17 protein-coding genes and 1 rRNA gene are annotated in these 17,407 nt (G+C 69.9%); 15 read left to right on the top strand and 3 right to left on the bottom strand.

Features of this window, described 5'->3' with window-relative positions; all coding sequences use genetic code 11:
* Positions 1 to 46 precede the first annotated feature (46 nt).
* From rrf to OHN19_RS18180, 10 genes are all read left to right on the top strand, one after another.
* Positions 47 to 163 (top strand): 5S ribosomal RNA (gene rrf / locus OHN19_RS18225).
* A gap of 72 nt (positions 164 to 235) precedes the next feature.
* Complete coding sequence (locus OHN19_RS18220) at positions 236 to 880, top strand: HAD family hydrolase (protein ID WP_330265199.1); 645 nt, start codon at positions 236 to 238, stop codon at positions 878 to 880.
* 69 nt (positions 881 to 949) lie between these two features.
* Positions 950 to 1,633, top strand: a complete 684-nt coding sequence (locus tag OHN19_RS18215) for a VC0807 family protein (RefSeq protein WP_330265198.1) — start codon at positions 950 to 952, stop codon at positions 1,631 to 1,633.
* Between the two features lie 66 nt (positions 1,634 to 1,699).
* Positions 1,700 to 2,911 carry an MFS transporter gene (locus tag OHN19_RS18210; protein WP_330265197.1) on the top strand — a complete coding sequence of 404 codons (1,212 nt, stop codon included), beginning with the start codon at positions 1,700 to 1,702 and terminating at the stop codon, positions 2,909 to 2,911.
* Positions 2,862 to 4,034 carry an acetoin utilization protein AcuC gene (locus tag OHN19_RS18205; protein WP_330265196.1) on the top strand — a complete coding sequence of 391 codons (1,173 nt, stop codon included), beginning with the start codon at positions 2,862 to 2,864 and terminating at the stop codon, positions 4,032 to 4,034. Before OHN19_RS18210 ends, OHN19_RS18205 begins: the two co-directional genes overlap by 50 nt.
* A gap of 170 nt (positions 4,035 to 4,204) precedes the next feature.
* Complete coding sequence (locus tag OHN19_RS18200; protein ID WP_330265195.1) at positions 4,205 to 5,020, top strand: phosphatase; 816 nt, start codon at positions 4,205 to 4,207, stop codon at positions 5,018 to 5,020.
* 129 nt (positions 5,021 to 5,149) lie between these two features.
* Positions 5,150 to 5,359, top strand: coding sequence for a helix-turn-helix domain-containing protein (locus OHN19_RS18195; RefSeq protein WP_016437488.1), 210 nt, complete (start codon positions 5,150 to 5,152; stop codon positions 5,357 to 5,359).
* A gap of 176 nt (positions 5,360 to 5,535) precedes the next feature.
* A complete protein-coding gene (locus OHN19_RS18190; RefSeq protein WP_003948845.1) occupies positions 5,536 to 5,634 on the top strand; it encodes a 30S ribosomal protein bS22 in 99 nt (32 codons plus the stop codon).
* Between the two features lie 233 nt (positions 5,635 to 5,867).
* Positions 5,868 to 6,929, top strand: a complete 1,062-nt coding sequence (locus OHN19_RS18185; protein WP_330265194.1) for an NAD-dependent epimerase/dehydratase family protein — start codon at positions 5,868 to 5,870, stop codon at positions 6,927 to 6,929.
* A gap of 14 nt (positions 6,930 to 6,943) precedes the next feature.
* Entirely contained in the window at positions 6,944 to 7,996 is a 1,053-nt protein-coding gene (locus OHN19_RS18180; RefSeq protein ID WP_330265193.1) for a lysophospholipid acyltransferase family protein, read from the top strand.
* Between the two features lie 69 nt (positions 7,997 to 8,065).
* Here the strand turns inward: OHN19_RS18180 and OHN19_RS18175 are convergent, their stop codons facing one another.
* The 3 genes from OHN19_RS18175 to OHN19_RS18165 all read right to left on the bottom strand — a co-directional run bounded on the left by OHN19_RS18175 (position 8,066) and on the right by OHN19_RS18165 (position 11,520).
* Complete coding sequence (locus tag OHN19_RS18175; protein ID WP_330265192.1) at positions 8,066 to 9,283, bottom strand: DUF5667 domain-containing protein; 1,218 nt, start codon at positions 9,281 to 9,283, stop codon at positions 8,066 to 8,068.
* A 245-nt stretch (positions 9,284 to 9,528) separates the two neighbouring features.
* Positions 9,529 to 10,302: an ECF subfamily RNA polymerase sigma factor, BldN family gene (locus OHN19_RS18170; RefSeq protein ID WP_028809350.1), complete on the bottom strand. Its 774-nt coding sequence runs from the start codon at positions 10,300 to 10,302 to the stop codon at positions 9,529 to 9,531.
* A gap of 315 nt (positions 10,303 to 10,617) precedes the next feature.
* Positions 10,618 to 11,520 (bottom strand): HAD-IB family hydrolase, encoded by a 903-nt coding sequence (locus tag OHN19_RS18165; protein WP_330265191.1) that lies wholly within the window; start codon positions 11,518 to 11,520, stop codon positions 10,618 to 10,620.
* A 94-nt stretch (positions 11,521 to 11,614) separates the two neighbouring features.
* On the opposite strand from OHN19_RS18165, the gene OHN19_RS18160 reads away from it, so the two are divergent.
* From OHN19_RS18160 to OHN19_RS18140, 5 genes are all read left to right on the top strand, one after another.
* Entirely contained in the window at positions 11,615 to 11,902 is a 288-nt protein-coding gene (locus OHN19_RS18160; protein ID WP_330265190.1) for a glutaredoxin family protein, read from the top strand.
* A gap of 236 nt (positions 11,903 to 12,138) precedes the next feature.
* Positions 12,139 to 12,927 carry a redox-sensing transcriptional repressor Rex gene (locus OHN19_RS18155; protein WP_330265189.1) on the top strand — a complete coding sequence of 263 codons (789 nt, stop codon included), beginning with the start codon at positions 12,139 to 12,141 and terminating at the stop codon, positions 12,925 to 12,927.
* Positions 12,924 to 14,627 carry a glutamyl-tRNA reductase gene (locus OHN19_RS18150; RefSeq protein WP_330265188.1) on the top strand — a complete coding sequence of 568 codons (1,704 nt, stop codon included), beginning with the start codon at positions 12,924 to 12,926 and terminating at the stop codon, positions 14,625 to 14,627. Before OHN19_RS18155 ends, OHN19_RS18150 begins: the two co-directional genes overlap by 4 nt.
* The gene (gene hemC, locus OHN19_RS18145; RefSeq protein WP_330265187.1) at positions 14,624 to 15,583 is read left to right on the top strand and encodes a hydroxymethylbilane synthase; all 960 of its coding nucleotides are present in this window, start codon (positions 14,624 to 14,626) and stop codon (positions 15,581 to 15,583) included. Before OHN19_RS18150 ends, hemC begins: the two co-directional genes overlap by 4 nt.
* A complete protein-coding gene (locus tag OHN19_RS18140; protein ID WP_330265186.1) occupies positions 15,580 to 17,286 on the top strand; it encodes a bifunctional uroporphyrinogen-III C-methyltransferase/uroporphyrinogen-III synthase in 1,707 nt (568 codons plus the stop codon). Before hemC ends, OHN19_RS18140 begins: the two co-directional genes overlap by 4 nt.
* The last annotated feature ends 121 nt before the right edge of the window (positions 17,287 to 17,407 follow it).

Here is a 17,407-nt window from a genome sequence, read left to right as displayed (position 1 = left end):
TTCTGAGGCAACGACTGTGTGTTTTCCGGTCTGAGTTTCATAGTGTTTCGGTGGTCATAGCGTGAGGGAAACGCCCGGTTACATTCCGAACCCGGAAGCTAAGCCTTACAGCGCCGATGGTACTGCAGGGGGGACCCTGTGGGAGAGTAGGACACCGCCGAACAATCTTTGCGAAAACCCCCGTTCCTTTTGGAACGGGGGTTTTCTGCGTTCGAGGTCGTTTAGGGTCGAAGACATGCGCTATGACCTCGTCATCTTCGACAACGACGGTGTCCTCGTCGACAGCGAGCCGATCTCCAATCGGCATCTCGCCGCCTATCTGACGGAGCTCGGGCATCCGACCTCCTACGAGGACTCCATCCGGGACTACATGGGCTCCGCCATGCACCGGATCCATGAGCTCGTCCTGGAGCGGAGTGGGCAGCGGCTGCCGGAGGACTTCGACGACGTCTTCCATGCGCGGGTCTTCGCCGCGTTCGAGCGGGAGTTGAAGGCCGTGGCCGGCGTCACCGGTGTACTGGAGAAGCTGGCCGCGGACGGGGTGCCGTACTGTGTCGCCTCTTCCGGGAGTCATGCGCGGATCCGGGTGGGGCATCGGGCGGCCGGCCTTGACCGGTGGTTCGAGGACGCGCGGATCTTCAGCTCGGAGGATGTGGGGCGGGGGAAGCCGGCGCCGGATCTGTTTCTTTACGCCGCCGAGCGGATGGGGGTCGAGTCCGGGCGGTGTGTGGTGGTCGAGGACAGTCCGCTGGGCGTCCAGGCGGCCAATGCGGCCCGGATGGACGTGTACGGGTTCACCGCGATGACGCCCGCCGCGAAGCTCGCCGGGGCCACTGAACTGTTCTCCGACATGGGGGAGTTGCTCGACCTGCTCGTCTGACATTTGTCATGCCGAGCTCCGGACGATCGTTTCTACTGGCGCCCCCTTCCCGGACGAGAAGCTGAGGGCATGACGACGAAGACGAACTCGAAGCGCGCGAACCTGGCTCCCCTCATCGTGGACGTGGCTGTGCCGATCGGGGCGTACTACCTGCTCAAGGGCGGGCTCGGTATGAGCACGCTGATGGCGCTGGGCCTCAGCAGTGTCGTGCCCGCGGTGCGGACCGTCTGGAGCGTGGTGCGGGAGCGGACGGTCAACGGTCTCGCGGCACTCATTCTCGTCGTCAACGTCGTGGGGCTGCTGCTCAGCTTTGTCGCCGGGGATCCGCGGCTGATGCTCGCCAAGGACAGCGGGGTCAGCAGTGTCGTCGGGATCGGTGTCCTGGTCTCCGTGGCGATGGGGAAGCCGCTGATGACCGCAGGCATGAAGCCCTGGCTGGTGAAGGGGATCGCCGAGCGGGAGGCCGCCTGGGCACGGCTGGTGGAGAAGTCGGTGGACTTCCGGCGGGCCGAGCGGCGGTTCTCCGTGGTGTGGGGTGTCGTACTGCTGGCGGAGTGTGTGGGGCGGGTCGTGGGGGCGTACACGCTGCCGGTGGACACGATGGTGTGGCTCGGGTCCGTGGTCATGGTGGTGTCGATGGTGGTGGCCTTCCTGGTCAGCGGGGCGCTGGGCGCCGGGCCGATGGCCCGGATGCTGATCGCGGAGACCAGGTCCTGCGCCCCCTCGATGCCGGAGGTCGCCCTCGCCCGGTAAAGCTGAGGGAAATTCACCTTTGGCTGGATCTACCCACGAGTACGTTGGGGCCCTACGCTCGCCGCCATGACAGATGTGCTGCGGCGCGGTAGGGCCTCTTTGGCGTTCAGCTTCTTCGCGCAAGGTGTCGCCTTCGCCCTGCTGGTGACGCGGATCCCCGCCATCCAGGACCGGTACGGGGTCTCCGACGCGCTGCTGCCCGCCTTCCTGGCGGCCGTGCCGATCCTCGCCGGGGTCGGGAGCGTGTCGACCGAGCAGCTGGTGAAGCGGATACCGCCCAGCCGGCTGCTGCGGTTCGCCCAGCCGGTCGTGCTCCTGGCGCTGCTCGGGGTGGGGGCGGGGGACTCGACGGTCGAGCTCGGTGTCTCGCTGGCCGCCTTCGGGCTCGCCGTGGGCATGCTCGACGCGTCCATGAACATGCTCGGGGTGAGTCTCCAGCGGGCGTACGGGCGCAGCATCATGCTCAGCTTCCACGCTGTGTTCAGCCTGGGCGGGATCGTGGGGGCCTCACTGGCGTGGGTGGGGGCGCACTGGCATCTCGCGCTGTTCGTGTCCTATCTGCCGGTCGTGGCGGTGCTGTTGCCGCTGTGCCTGGTGGGCAGTCGCTGGTACGTCGACGGCGACGGGACCCCCGTGGAGGAGAACGCGGGAGGTGGGGAGCAGATCGTCTTCAAGCTGCTGCTGCCGCTGTGCCTGGTGATGACCTTCGCGTACATCGGCGACTCCACGGTCTCCAACTGGAGCGCGAAGTACCTCCAGGACGTGCTGGGGAGTTCGGAGCAGCTCGCCACCGTGCCGTACAACGTGTACATGGTGACCACGCTGATCGGGCGGGCCGTCGGGGACTTCGGGGTACGGCGGTTCGGGGCGGTGGCGGTCGTACGCCTGGGGGCGGTGGTGGCGGCCGGGGGGTTCGCGGTGGTGGCCGTGGCGCCCGGGCCGTGGGTCGGGATGCTCGGGTTCACGCTGCTGGGAATGGGGCTGTGTGTGCTGGTGCCGCAGACCTTCGCGGCGGCCGGACGGCTGTTCCCGGGCGCGTCGGACGCGGCGGTGGCCCGGCTCAATGTCTTCAACTACGTCGGGTTTCTCGTCGGTTCGCCGTTGGTGGGGGCCCTGGGGGACGCGTGGAGCTATCGCGGGGCCATGCTGGTGCCGATGGTGTTGGTGCTGGTGACGCTGGTGTACGCCAAGTCGTTCGGGGCTCAACCGGACCGATACGGTGGCGGGCATGAGCGGCCGCGCACAGCTGATGTGGGACGAGGCAGTAACGGGCTATGACTTCGGTCCGGACCATCCGATGGATCCGGTCCGGCTCGATCTGACCCGGCGCCTGGTGGACGCCTTCGGGCTGGACCGGGACGTGGAGGTCGTGGCCGCGAAGGCGGCGGGCGAGTCGACGTTGCGGCTCGTGCACCGGGAGGACTACGTCGAGGCCGTGAAGGCGGCCTCCGTGGATCCGGACGCGGCGGATCAGTCGTACGGGCTGGGGACGATGGACGACCCGGCGTTCGAGCGGATGCACGAGGTGTCCGCGCTGATCGCGGGGCAGTCGGTGGGGGCCGCGGAGGCGGTGTGGCGGGGGGACGCGCTGCACGCGGTGAACTTCGCGGGCGGGCTGCACCATGCGATGCCGGGCGGGGCGTCGGGGTTCTGCATCTACAACGATGCCTCGCTGGCGATCGCGCGGCTGCTGGAGCTGGGGGCCCAGCGGGTCGCCTATGTGGATGTGGACGTGCATCACGGGGACGGGGTGCAGGCGGCGTTCTGGGAGGATCCCCGGGTTCTGACGATCTCCTTGCACGAGCATCCCCGGACGTTGTTCCCGCAGACCGGGTGGCCGGAGGAGACCGGGGCGGACTCGGCCGAGGGCAGCGCGGTGAATGTGGCGTTGCCGGCGGGGACGGGGGATGCCGGGTGGTTGCGGGCGTTTCATGCGGTGGTGCCGGAGCTGATCGCTGATTTCCGGCCGGATGTGCTGGTGACTCAGCATGGCGCCGATACGCATTTCGAGGATCCGCTGGCTCATCTCGCGGTGTCGTTGGACGCGCAGCGGGCGGTGCAGGTCGCCTGTCATGAGCTGGCGCACTCGTATGCCGGGGGGCGGTGGATCGCGCTGGGGGGCGGGGGGTACGCCGTGGTGGATGTCGTGCCTCGGTCGTGGACGCATCTGGTGGCCATCGCGGCGGGGCGGGCGATTGAGCCCGAGGCGATGATTCCCGAGGGGTGGCGGCAGGAGGTGTTCGCTCGGACTCGGCAGTTGGCGCCGGCGCGGATGACTGATGGGCGGTGGCCGGTGTCGTACGCGGAGTGGGATGCGGGGTACGACCCTGCGGATCGGTTGGATCAGGCGGTGCTGGCGACCAGGCGGGCGGTGTTTCCGTTGCGGGGGTTGTTGGCGTAGCGCACTGCGGGGTGCCGGGTTCGGTTGTGGGGCGGGTGCGGGTCGGTGGGGGCTGGTCGCGCAGTTCCCCGCGCCCCTGAAAGCAGGTGGGTGCGGTCCCGTTACTCCAACTGTGCGGTGATTCTCCGTTCCCGCCCCACTCCCCGTCCCCGTCCGCCACCATCACTCCCGTGTTGAGCACCTCCGCCCTCCGCGCTCACCTGCTGGCCGCTCGGCTCGCCGGGGCCGTGGCCACCTCTCGGGAGGAGAGTCTGCGGAGTTATCGGTTGTTCGCGGCTCGGGATCCTCGGGTGTTGATCGGGATTGATCCTGAGTGGGCGTGGAGTGAGCGGGATTTGATCGGGCTCATGGCGGACAGGTGCGGGGTTTCCGGTGATCCGAGGTGTACAACTGGCCTGGATGTGATCGATCCTGAACGAACCCTCGCCGCGCTGGACGCCTTCGCGGAGCGGCTCGCGGCAGTTGCCCAGCGCAGCGGCCCTGTGCTGATCGGGACCGGCCATCCGCACCGACTGCTCGGGTTCTACGCCGCTCTCGCGGACGCCCTCTCGGCGGCGGGATGTACCGTCCTCAGCCCTGCGCATGGTCGCCGTGTCGACATAACGACCCGGTTCGGTCTACGTACGTACAACCTTGACTACGTACGAGGAGTCGCGCTCGTGCGGGCGCCGGACGCGAAGAGCTCCGGTGGTGAGCCGGGCGCACACACGCATTCGCCGCTCCCGGTTCGTACCGCCCTCGCGGCCGCGGCGGAGAGCGGCGGGCCGCTTCCCGAGCTCGTGATCGGGGATCACGGATGGGTCTGCGGAGCAGGTCAGCTGGGGTTTGAGGCCATTGGGCTGGCGGATACGGACGACCCCGCGCTCTTCGTGGGGGAGGCCGAGGGGGCTGTGTCCGTCGTCGTTCCACTTGATGACGCCGTGCGGTCCAATTACTACCGGCCGCTGACCCGCTACGTACTCAATCGAGCGTGTCTGTCACAGTAGGCCGCCGATGGGTGCACCTCTTCCCCACTTGCATCACCCGCCCCTACATTGGGGAGTGAGCACGCAGCGACGAAGAGTCACCGGAAGGGGAAGCCGGTGGCCGTCGAGTGCGGAAGGTTCAGGTGTGTCATGGCTGCTGAGCAGAGGCCTCTGAGCGAGGTTCAGTTCCTTACCGTGGCGGAGGTCGCCTCGGTGATGCGAGTGTCGAAGATGACCGTGTACCGCTTGGTGCACAGCGGTCATCTGCCCGCGATCAGGGTGGGGCGGTCCTTCCGCGTCCCCGAGAACGCGGTTCACGAGTACCTCCGCGAGAGTTATGTGGGGGTGGAGACGGCCTGACGGCGCGGTTCCGGGGAGGTCCATGGGGGCCTCAGGGCACTCGCGGACCCCCTGCCCGATCTCCCCGGTTCACCTCGATTACGACCTCAGCGCTCGGGCGGGTAGGCTAGCCCCTCGTAGGTCGTGTGGGCCCATGATGCCCAGCACCGAGTGATGAGAAGTGAGCGAGGGTAGTCGTGGGCTCTGTTATCAAGAAGCGGCGCAAGCGGATGGCTAAGAAGAAGCACCGCAAGCTGCTCAAGCGCACGCGCGTTCAGCGTCGCAACAAGAAGTAAGGCGACGCCGCGCAAGCAGCGTGTCTGTGGCCCCCCACCCAATGCCGGTGGGGGGCCACATGCGTGTCGGGAGTGTGGCGGTGGGCTGGATGTCGTCACCTCGCGCAGCGGGCGGTCATCACAGCGCAACATCGACCCGCTAAGTTGGCCGCACACGGGGAACGCGGCACAGGACCGGTGCCGTATCAGGGCGGCACCAGGGCCGGACCACGGCTGGAAGGAAGGCGCTGATCTTGGGAAAGGTCGTGCTCGTGACCGGGGTGGCCCGACAGCTGGGCGGCCGCTTCGTACGACGCATCCAGCGTGACCCGCAGGTCGACCGGGTGATCGCCGTGGACGCGGTCGCGCCCGAACACCATCTGGGCGGTGCCGACTTCATCCAGGCCGACATCAGGCAGCCCGGTATCGCCCGGGTGCTGGCCGAGACGGCCGCCGACACCGTCGTACACCTGGATGTGACGGCGATGGCGCTGGGCAGCGGGAGCCGGACCACGGTCAAGGAGACCAACGTCATCGGCACCATGCAGCTGCTCGGGGCCTGTCAGAAGTCGCCGAACGTGCAGCGGCTCGTGGTGAAGTCCAGTACGAACGTGTACGGCTCGGCGCCCCGGGATCCGGCCGTGTTCACGGAGACCACCCCGCCCAAGTCGCTGCCGTCCGGGGGCTTCGCCAAGGACGCGGTCGAGGTCGAGGGGTATGTGCGGGGGTTCGCGCGGCGGCGCCCGGACGTGGCCGTGTGCGTGCTCAGGTTCGCCAACATCCTGGGGCCGACGGCGGACACCCCGCTCGCCTCGTACTTCGCGCTGCCGGTGCTGCCGACCGTGCTCGGGTACGACCCCCGGTTGCAGTTCGTGCACGAGGACGACGTGATCGAGGTCCTCAGGATCGCCTCGCACGAGCCGGAGCGGGGCACGCTCAACAGCGGCACCTTCAACATCGCGGGCGACGGCGTGCTGTTGCTGTCGCAGTGTTCCCGGCGGCTCGGGCGGCCCACGGTGCCGCTGCTGCTGCCGGCCGTCACCTGGGCCGGGTCGCTGGTGCGTACGCTGGGGGTGACGGACTTCTCGCCCGAGCAGATCCGGCTGCTGACCCACGGCCGGGTCGTGTCGACGGTCCAGATGCGCGAGACGCTCGGATTCCGGCCGAAGTACACGACGGCGGAGACCTTCGCGGACTTCGCGCGCAGCCAGGGCCCCGGACTGCTGCCGCCGGAGGCCGTCGCGGGAGCCGTCGACCGGATCGCCGCGCTGCCCCTCGCGGGTGGCAGCCACCCACCGACGCAGAGCGCCAACTGAGGAGCGCATCAACGATGGCGGACGCCAAGGTCATTCCGTTCGACGACGACCGGTCCCGCGCGGGCGCCGTACAGCGGCCGCAGCGGCGCCGGAGCGCGGGGAGCCGGCGCAAGGGGCCCGAGCCCGCGCTGGTCCGTGAGGTCCAGCCCCTGCCCAGCAGGGCTTCCGCGCAGGATGATGTTCCTGTGACGCGTGAGGAAGAGCCGCCGCAGCAGGCGCACGACGAGGGCGGTCTGGAACGGCGGATCGCGGGGGGTCTGAACTTCCTGCGCCGGCGCCTCACCGGGGACTACGAGGTCGACGACTTCGGGTACGACGAGGAACTCACCGACCAGGTCCTGATGTCCCTGCTGCGGCCGGTGTACGAGAAGTACTTCCGGGTCGAGGTGAAGGGTGTCGAGAACATCCCGTCGGAGGGCGGGGCGCTGATCGTCGCCAACCACTCGGGCACGCTGCCGCTGGACGGGCTGATGATGCAGGTCGCCGTCCACGACCACCACCCGGCCGGTCGGCATCTACGGCTGCTCGCGGCGGACCTGGTGTTCATGCTGCCGGTGGTCAACGAACTCGCCCGCAAGCTCGGTCACACCCTGGCCTGCGCGGAGGACGCGGAACGCCTGCTCGGGCAGGGCGAGGTGGTCGGGGTGATGCCGGAGGGCTTCAAGGGCATCGGCAAGCCCTTCAGCGAGCGCTACAAGCTCCAGCGCTTCGGCCGGGGCGGTTTCGTCTCCACGGCCCTGCGCCAGCGCACCCCGATCATCCCGTGCTCGATCGTGGGCGCGGAGGAGATCTACCCGATGATCGGCAACGCGAAGACCCTGGCTCGCGTCCTGGGCTTCCCGTACTTCCCGCTGACCCCGACCTTCCCGTGGCTGGGCCCCCTGGGCGCGATCCCGCTCCCGACCAAGTGGACGATCCAGTTCGGCGAGCCGATCCCCACGGACGGCTATCCCCCGGAGGCGGCCGAGGACCCGATGCTGATGTTCAACCTGACGGACCAGGTGAGGGAACAGATCCAGCACACGCTCTACAAGCTGCTGGTGCAGCGCCGGTCGGTGTTCTTCTGAGGTTGTGTGCCGTACGACGATGGGGGCGCCCTTTGTGGAAAGGGCGCCCCCATCGTCGTACTGGAAGAGCTAGTTCGCGTCCTCGCCGTTGATGCCCAGGCCCGGGAGGAGGCCCGGGAGGAGCGGCGGGAGGGTGACGTCCGGGTCGGCTGAGGGGGACGGGGAGGTCGGGGTGGTGGTGTCGGTGGACTTCGGGGGGTCCAGGAGGCCGCCCGTGTTGCCGCCCAGGAGGCCCTCGTCGTGGCTGCCGGAGGGGGCCGCCTTGCTGGGGTTGCCGCCGCCGTTGTGCTCGGCGGAGCCGCCGGTGCCCGGGGGTGTGGAGCGGTCGGAGCCCGTCGAGGTGTCCGAGGGTCCCGAGCCGGAGCCCTGGCGCTGACCGCCGCCCTTGCCGCCACCCTGGGCCGGGGCCTCGGGGAGCAGGGACTCGAGCGGGGCGACTTCTTGGTCTATGGCGTCGAAGACCGAGGAGACCTGGTCGCTGACATCGCCGAGCTGCACGGGGAGCCGCTCGCGGAGCGCGCCCCAGGCCTCGCGGTGCGAGCGCGAGAAGCCGGCGAGGGCCTGGATGGGGCCCAGGGAGTTCGGGTCGCGCTCGTACGCCTCGTGCAGCAGCCGGTGGCCCTCGGAGGCGTCGTGCTGCATCCCGGACAGGGCGCGGCGGATCTCGCCCACGGACTCGTGGTCGAGGTGGCCGCCCCGGCCGCGCTCCATCAGCCGACGGGCTTCGCTCAGCCGGGTGGAGGCCTGGTCGAGGTAGGCGACACCGCGCTCGTCGTCCCCGTCGGACAGGTAGTTGAGCTTGAAGTCCTCGATGCCGCGTTTGAGGCCGTACAGCGAGTCCCCGGGCAGCGCGTCCGAGCTGGCCGCGGCGACTCCGCCGAAGGCGCCGGCGGCCACTCCGACGCTCAGGCCGCCCGCGGCCAGGCCCTTGGTGAGCCGGGAACGCGGTCGCAGTTTGCCCAGCCCACTCGCCCGGTGCGCGCCCTTGGCCCGGTGGGAGCGCTGCTCGGGGACCGCGGGCTCGGGCCCGGTGCCCTCCAGCAGCATGGCCTCCATCGCGGCCACCAGCTGGGCCCGCTGCACGACCTTGACCTCGGGGTCCAGCTCGGGCCTGGGCAGCTCGCCGAGACACTCCGCGAGGGTCAGCAGGCGGTCCTGCCCGGTGTGTTCCGCGCCGGCCGGCGGGTGTCCTTCGGACTGCTCGGCCGCCGGGTCCCGGTCGGACTGCTCCTCCAGGGCCTGGGCGAAGGCGTTCGCCCGCCGGTGCGCCGATACGTTCGCGATCACTGGCGGCACCTCCTCTCGTCATGACGGTCGACTCCCCAGGGGGTCCTGAGGGTTGCACACCCTGACCACAAGCACTCGATCGGGTGATCGAAGTCGGCCAGGGAGTGACCACAGGGAGCCTGCATCCCGCACAACGAGCGGCGCGGCACTTGGGTTACGGACTGCGGATGATCGGATCGGGGAGTCAACGGACTTTCACCGAGAGCGAGTTGGCGATTACCGGGGGTGTGCTCGGGCGAGCGCTCTCAGCGGGCGTCGTCCGGGAGGAGCCGGGCCAGGGTGCGGACGGCCCGGTACTGCAGGGTCTTGATGGCGCCCTCGTTCTTTCCCATGACCCGGGCGGTCTCGGCGACCGAGAGGCCCTGGAGGAAGCGGAGGGTCACGCACTCCTGCTGCTGCGGGTTCAGCCGGCGGACGGCGTCGAGCAGCGCGGCGTTGGAGAGGGACTCCAGGACGGAGTCCTCGGGCGAGCGCTCCACCTCGTTGGCGTCGAGCATCTCGCCGGTGGTGACCTCCAGGCGGAAGCGGCTCGACTTGAAGTGGTCGGCGACGAGGTTGCGCGCGATGGTGACGAGCCAGGCGCCGAAGTCGCGGCCCTGCCAGGTGAAGGTGCCGATCCTGCGCAGCGCGCGCAGGAACGTCTCGCTCGTCAGGTCCTCGGCGGTGGCCTTACCTCCCACCCGGTAGTAGATGTACCGGTACACCGTGTCGCTGTACTGGTCGTACAGGCGGCCGAAGGCGTCGGCCTCGCCGGCCTGGGCGCGTTCGACCAGGTCCATCATGCGGGCGCTGTCGCTGTCCGCGGCCGGACGGCGGGCGGTGGCGGCGCCGGTCGAACGCCCTCGTCTGCCGACGGCCGCGGAACCTTCGGCCAGTGCGTAGCACGGGCCGATCGGTGCCGTGGCTACGGCGAGGGCGGGGACGGCGTACGCGGTGGGGACGAAGCCGCGCAACAGGTCCTGGACCGTTGCGCGCAGCGTAGCCAGGCCCGAGGCGTCAACCCCGACGTGTGGGTACACGGGACTCCCAGAGGCAGAGCTTCCATCACGTGCAGTGCGGGACCGTTCACCCGTCGTAGCGACGGAAGGGGTACCGGATTGCGTCTGAGGAGAATAACGCTTAGTGCAGGCCCTGCTACACCCAGTTGCTCTATTCATCGATTACGTCGCTTCTGTAACCGATTGGTGCCCCATCAAGTACCGCAGAGTGACCGGTTGTTGATCGGAAACGGTCGCGTTCTGTCATGGAACGGGGCGTGTTGTGGCCGTGTGCAGCCAATGTCGCTGGACACGGCGTTACGCGGGTAAAACCCGGGGATTGGTGTGTTTGCCTGGTTACCGGCGACGCTTGTGCAGCGCGATCGCCGCCGCCGTGCCGCCGGCCACCGCGCCCACTCCGGCCGCCGCCGGGATGCCGACCTTCGCGGCCTTCCTGCCGGTGCGGTAGTCGCGCAGGCGCCAGTCGAGTTGACGGGCGTGCTTGCGCAACTTGCTGTCCGGGTTGATCGCGTAGGGGTGGCCGACCAGGGAGAGCATCGGGATGTCGTTGTGGCTGTCGCTGTAGGCGGCGCAGCGGGACAGGTCCAGGCCCTCCGCCGCGGACAGAGCGCGGACCGCCTCCGCCTTCGCGGGGCCGTGCAGCGGTTCGCCGACCAGCTTGCCCGTGTAGACGCCGTCCACCGACTCCGCGACCGTGCCCAGGGCGCCGGTGAGGCCGAGCCGGCGCGCGATCACCTGGGCGATCTCCACCGGGGCCGCTGTGACGAGCCACACCTTCTGGCCGGCGTCCAGGTGGGCCTGGGCGAGGGCGCGGGTGCCCGGCCAGATGCGCTCGGCCATGTACTCGTCGTAGATCTCCTCGCCGATCGACTGGAGTTCGGCGACGCGGTGGCCCTTGACGATGGACAGGGCGGAGTCGCGGGCCTCCTGCATGTGCTCGGGGTCCTCGGAGCCGGCCAGCCGGAACCAGGCCTGCTGCCAGGCGAAGCGGGCGAGGTCGCGGGTCTCGAAGAACTTCCGTTTGTACAGGCCGCGGCCGAAGTGGAAGAGGGACGCACCTTGCATCACGGTGTTGTCCAGGTCGAAGAAGGCGGCTGCCTTGTCGTCGCCGAGGACCGGGAACGCGGGTTCCTCTTCGGGCACCGACTTGCGCGCGGCCTCCGCCGAGGCCTCGCCTGCCAACACGCTCCGCGCCGTGGCGGAGCGCCTACGGGGAGTGAGCCATCCGAGAGCGGCCATGGCGTGAGCATAGCCAGTCTGTTCGGGGGTTCCGGAGTCGTGAGGTTTGGAGGGTGTGAACTCTCCGAGACTCCGCCGTTAATCAGGCGGGAGAATGGCCGGCATGAGTCCTATTTTCCGCCGCAGGCCGGCCCGGGCGCCCGAGGACCGGCTCGTCACCCTGATCCGCAAGCCCGGCTGTCATCTGTGTGATGACGCACAGTCGGTGATCGAGAAGGTGTGTGGAGATCTCGGGGTTCCCTGGGAGCACAAGGACATCAGCCAGGATCCTCAACTCCACGACCAGTACTGGGAACAGATCCCCGTCGTGCTCGTCGACGGGGAGCAGCACACCTTCTGGCGGGTGGACGGGGACCGTCTGCGCAAGGCCCTGACCGACTAGTCCAACTGGTCCCGTTGGTCGCCTAGGATCGATGGTGACTTGGTCTTCGGGGGCGGGATTGATGAGGGAAGTGTGCGGTTTTGCCTCCGAGAGAGACGCGCGTGACCCCGGTCACGTTGGCCGGGCAAATCGGACACCATCTTTGTGCACGCGTTCACAAAGACATAGCCTGCATTCGACGGGGCGGTCCGGGGACGCATGACCGCCCACAGCCCCGCTCTACCCGCAGGAGCACCGTGGCAACTGGCCGAACTCACCGACCGGCGACCCGTAGCCGAGGGATTCCCGAGGCCACCGTCGCCCGGCTTCCGCTGTACCTACGAGCCCTGACCGCGCTGTCGGAGCGCTCGGTACCCACGGTCTCCTCCGAGGAACTGGCCGCGGCGGCGGGGGTCAACTCCGCGAAGCTGCGCAAGGACTTCTCTTACCTGGGTTCTTACGGAACGCGCGGTGTCGGCTACGACGTCGAGTATCTCGTCTACCAGATCTCCCGCGAACTCGGCCTGACCCAGGACTGGCCGGTTGTGATCGTCGGTATCGGTAACCTCGGCGCGGCTCTGGCCAACTACGGCGGCTTCGCGTCCCGTGGATTCCGGGTGGCCGCGCTGATCGACGCCGATCCGGCGATGGCCGGAAAGCCCGTCGCGGGCATCCCGGTGCAGCACTCGGACGACCTGGAAAAGATCATCGAGGACAACGGCGTGTCCATCGGTGTCATCGCGACCCCCGCCGGTGCCGCCCAGCCCGTCTGCGACCGGCTCGTGGCCGCCGGGGTCACCTCCATCCTCAACTTCGCGCCGACCGTGCTGTCCGTGCCGGACGGCGTCGACGTGCGCAAGGTCGACCTCTCCATCGAGCTGCAGATCCTCGCCTTCCACGAGCAGCGCAAGGCCGGCGAGGAGGCCGCCGGCTCCGACGGCGCCGGTCCGGTCACCGGGGCCGGCCGCGGTGCGTCCGCTGCCGCTTCCGCCTCCTCCGCCGACAAAGGGCCCGACGGGGACGTACCCGCCGTGATGCCGGCATGAGTCTCCTCGTCGTCGGACTGAGCCACCGCAGCGCACCGGTCAGCGTGCTGGAGCGGGCGGCGCTGCATGTCGATGCGCAGGTGAAGCTGCTCCAGGACACGGTCGCGGCGGAGCCGGCCGCGGAGGCGGCGGTGCTCGCCACCTGCAACCGGATCGAGCTGTACGCCGACGTGGACAAGTTCCACGCGGGCGTGGCCGAGCTGTCGACGCTGCTCGCCCAGCACAGCGGGGTGGGGCTCGACGAGCTCACTCCCTATCTGTACGTGCACTACGAGGACCGGGCCGTCCATCACCTCTTCTCCGTGGCCTGTGGGCTCGACTCCATGGTCGTAGGAGAGGGGCAGATCCTCGGGCAGATAAAGGACTCCCTCGCCCGGGCGCAGGAGCTGCACACCGCCGGGCGGTTGCTGAACGATCTCTTCCAGCAGGCGCTGCGGGTGGGCAAGCGGGCGCACTCCGAGACCGGGATCGACCGGGCCGGGCAGTCGCTGGTGACCTTCGGGCTGGAGCAGCTGGCTTCCGGTACGGCTGTGCCGGACTGGGCGGTGGGGAAGAAGGCGCTGGTCATCGGGGCCGGGTCGATGTCCTCGCTGGCGGCGGCGACGCTGGCGCGGGTGGGGATCGCCGAGATCGTGGTCGCCAACCGGACCGCTGAGCGGGCTGAGCGGCTTGCGGAGATCCTCAATGACGCCGGGGACGTGGTTGCCCGTGCGGTACCGATGGATTCGGTGTCGGACGAGCTGACACGTGCCGATGTCGTGGTGTCCTGTACGGGGGCCACGGGGCTGGTTCTGACTGCTGAGGCTGTTGCGGCTGGGCGGGGGTTGGACACGCAGCCCGGCGTTGGCGGGGTGCCGCCCCGCTTCGGGTCGGGAGCCGCCCAAGCGGCACGGCTGCCCGCAGACCAGGTGACGGAAGAAAATTGTCCGCTCGACCTCGCCCCCGTGCCCTCCACCGCCGGGTTCTCCGTGCTCGGGGAAGCCGCTGTTGCCGGGATGGCTGCCTCTGAGCTGGAGCAGCATGCCGCCTGGGTGGACAACGCTCCCCGGCCGCAGGGATCCGTTGCCGTCGTTGATCCGCTTCAGGAAGCCGACGCCATCGCCGCGCTCGCCGCCACCGCCGCTGTCATCGGGCGGGTGCCCGAGCGGCGCAAGCCGGAGCCGGTGGCCGAGATCCCGCGGCCCGCGCCCTCGCTCTTCCTGCTCGACCTCGCCATGCCCCGGGACATCGACGCCGCCGTGCACCGGCTGGCCGGGGTGCGGCTCGTGGACATCGAGTCGCTGGCCGAGGCCTCGGCGGACGCTCCCATGGCGGCCGACGTCGACCAGGTGCGTCGTATCGTCGCCGACGAGGTCGCCGCGTTCGGGGCCGCGCTGAGGGCCGCGCACATCACGCCCACCGTCGTGGCGCTGCGGACCATGGCCGCCGATGTCGTCGCCGGTGAGATCGCGCGGCTCGACGGGCGGCTGCCGGGGCTCGACGACAAGCAGCGCAGCGAGATCACCCAGACCGTGCGGCGCGTCGTCGACAAGCTGCTGCACGCGCCGACCGTACGGGTCAAGCAGCTCGCGGCCGAACCCGGCGGTGCCGGGTACGCGGACGCGCTGCGGACCCTGTTCGACCTCGACCCCGAGACGGTGGCCGCCGTCTCCCGCGCCGAGGACAGCACCACCGATGAGGAAGGCCGAGGGTCGGCATGAGTACCAAGGCGCTACGGCTCGGGACCAGGCGGAGCAAGCTCGCCATGGCCCAGTCCGGGCAGGTGGCGAAGGCCGTGAGCCAGGTGACCGGGCGGCCCGTCGAGCTCGTCGAGATCACCACGTACGGCGATGTGTCCAGGGAGGCGCTCGCGCAGATCGGCGGCACGGGTGTGTTCGTGACCGCGCTGCGCGAAGCCCTGCTCAAGGGCGAGGTCGACCTCGCGGTGCACTCGCTGAAGGACCTGCCGACCGGGCAGCCGGACGAGCTGGCGCTGGCCGCCGTACCGCTGCGCGAGGACCCGCGGGACGTCATCGTCGCCCGGGACGCCCTGAAGTTCACCGACCTGCCCCGGGGCGCGCGGATCGGTACCGGTTCGCCCCGGCGCATGGCCCAGCTGAACGCGTACGCCCGCGTGCACGGGCTTGATATCGAGACGGTTGCGATCCGGGGGAACATCGACACCCGGGTGCGGTTCGTGCGCGATGGTGAGCTGGATGCGGTGGTGCTGGCTGCGGCAGGGTTGCAGCGCATCGGCCGTATCGACGAAGTGACCGATTTCCTCTCGGTCGACACGGTTTTGCCCGCTCCCGGCCAGGGAGCACTCGCGATCGAGTGCACCGCGGACAACGCGGACCTGATCGCAGCGCTCGGCGAGCTCGACGACCCGTTCACTCGGGTCGCCGTGACCGCCGAACGGTCACTGCTCGCCGCCCTGGAGGCCGGCTGCTCCGCCCCTGTGGGCGCGCTGGCCGACCTGCTGGCCGACGGGCAGATTGTCAAGGAAATGCGCCTGCGGGGCGTCGTCGGCACCACCGACGGCTCGCGCATGGTGCAGTTGTCCACCACCGGTCCCGTGCCCGAGTCGCACGACCAGGCAATGGCGCTCGGCCGTGAACTCGCGGCCGGCATGCTTGCCCAGGGCGCGGCCGGTCTGATGGGGGAGCGAGCACAGTGAGCCCCACCACCCTTCCCGCCGGTCCTGAACACGGGCACGTCACCTTCCTCGGTGCCGGACCCGGAGATCCGGGACTGCTGACTCTGCGCGCCGTCGAGGCGCTCACGAACGCGGACGTTCTCGTCGCCGGGCACGAGGTGCTCGACGTCGTGCGCGTCCACGCTCGGTCGGGCGTCGCCGTCGTGGACACGGACACGGAGTCGTCCTCGGCTCCGGTTCCGGGCACGGGCGCGCCCCAACTGACAGTCGTTGACGGCACGTCAACAACCGCTCCTGCCCCCGCTGTACGGGATGCCGCACATCTTGTCATGGAGGCCGCGCGGGGCGGCAGGCGGGTCGTGCGTGCGGTGTCCGGGGACCCCGGACTCGACGCGTACGCCGCCGAGGAGATGCTGGCCTGCGCCCGCGCGGGGGTGCCTTTCGAGGTCGTGCCCGGTGTGGCCGCGGCCGTCGGGGTGCCCGCGTACGCCGGTGTGCCGCTGCGGGACGCGCAGGGCGCGGACGTGCGGTTCGTCGACGCGCGCACGGCCTCCGACCGGTGCTGGACGGAGGTGGGGGCGTCCGACGGGACCGTGGTCGTGTCGACGACCCTGGACTCCGTCGGTGCCGCCGCCGGTGAGCTGGTCGCGGCCGGGCGCAAGCCCGACACCCCGATGACGGTCACCGTCGCCGGTACGACGACCCGGCAGCGGACCTGGACGGCGACCCTGGGCACCATCGCCCAGACGCTCAAGCAGGCCAAGGTGCTGCCCTCGCCCGAGGGCGGGCGGCCGGTGATAGCCGTGGTCGGTGAGCGGTCCGCCGCCGCCCAGCGCGACCAGTTGTCGTGGTTCGAGAGCAAGCCGCTGTTCGGCTGGAAGGTTCTCGTGCCGCGGACGAAGGAGCAGGCGGCGTCGCTCTCCGACCAGCTGCGGTCCTACGGGGCCGTGCCGCACGAGGTGCCGACGATCGCCGTCGAGCCGCCGCGGACGCCCCAGCAGATGGAGCGGGCGGTCAAGGGGCTCGTCACCGGGCGCTACGAGTGGATCGCCTTCACCTCGGTGAACGCCGTGAAGGCCGTCCGGGAGAAGTTCGAGGAGTACGGGCTCGACGCGCGTGCCTTCGCGGGGATCAAGGTCGCCGCGGTGGGGGAGCAGACCGCCAAGGCGCTCATCGCCTTCGGTGTGAAGCCCGACCTCGTGCCGAGCGGTGAGCAGTCGGCCGCGGGTCTCCTCGAGGACTGGCCGCCGTACGACCCGGTCTTCGACCCGATCGACCGGGTGTTCCTGCCCCGGGCCGACATCGCCACCGAGACGCTGGTCGCCGGGCTCATCGAGCTCGGGTGGGAGGTCGACGACGTCACCGCCTACCGGACCGTGCGGGCCTCGCCGCCGCCGGCGGAGACGCGGGAGGCGATCAAGGGCGGCGGCTTCGACGCCGTGCTCTTCACGTCGTCGTCCACCGTGCGCAACCTGGTCGGTATCGCCGGGAAGCCGCACAACGTGACGATCATCGCGTGCATCGGGCCGGCCACCGCGAAGACCGCCCAGGAGCACGGGCTGCGGGTCGATGTCATGGCGCCCGAGCCGTCCGTGCACAAGCTGACGGAGGCCCTCGCCGACTTCGGGTTGAAGCGGCGGGCGGCGGCGGTCGAGGCCGGGGATCCGGTGACGCGGCCGAGCGAACGGCGGCCTGGGGCGCGTAGGCGGCGGTCCACGACCTGAGGTGTCAGGTGTTCTACGGCGGCCCCGGGGCCAGAGTTGTCCGTCTCACGGCGACTCGGTGACCCGGGGCCGTTGTCGTCGTCCGTGGCGGTGCGGAGGCGGACCTGAGGCGGTGAGGTGT

Origin of the sequence: Streptomyces griseorubiginosus (genome assembly GCF_036345115.1) — a bacterium.
GTDB classification, from domain to species: domain Bacteria; phylum Actinomycetota; class Actinomycetes; order Streptomycetales; family Streptomycetaceae; genus Streptomyces; species Streptomyces griseorubiginosus_C.
The sequence above is the reverse complement of the archived record's forward strand: the minus strand, read 5'-3'. Positions and strand labels throughout refer to the sequence as shown.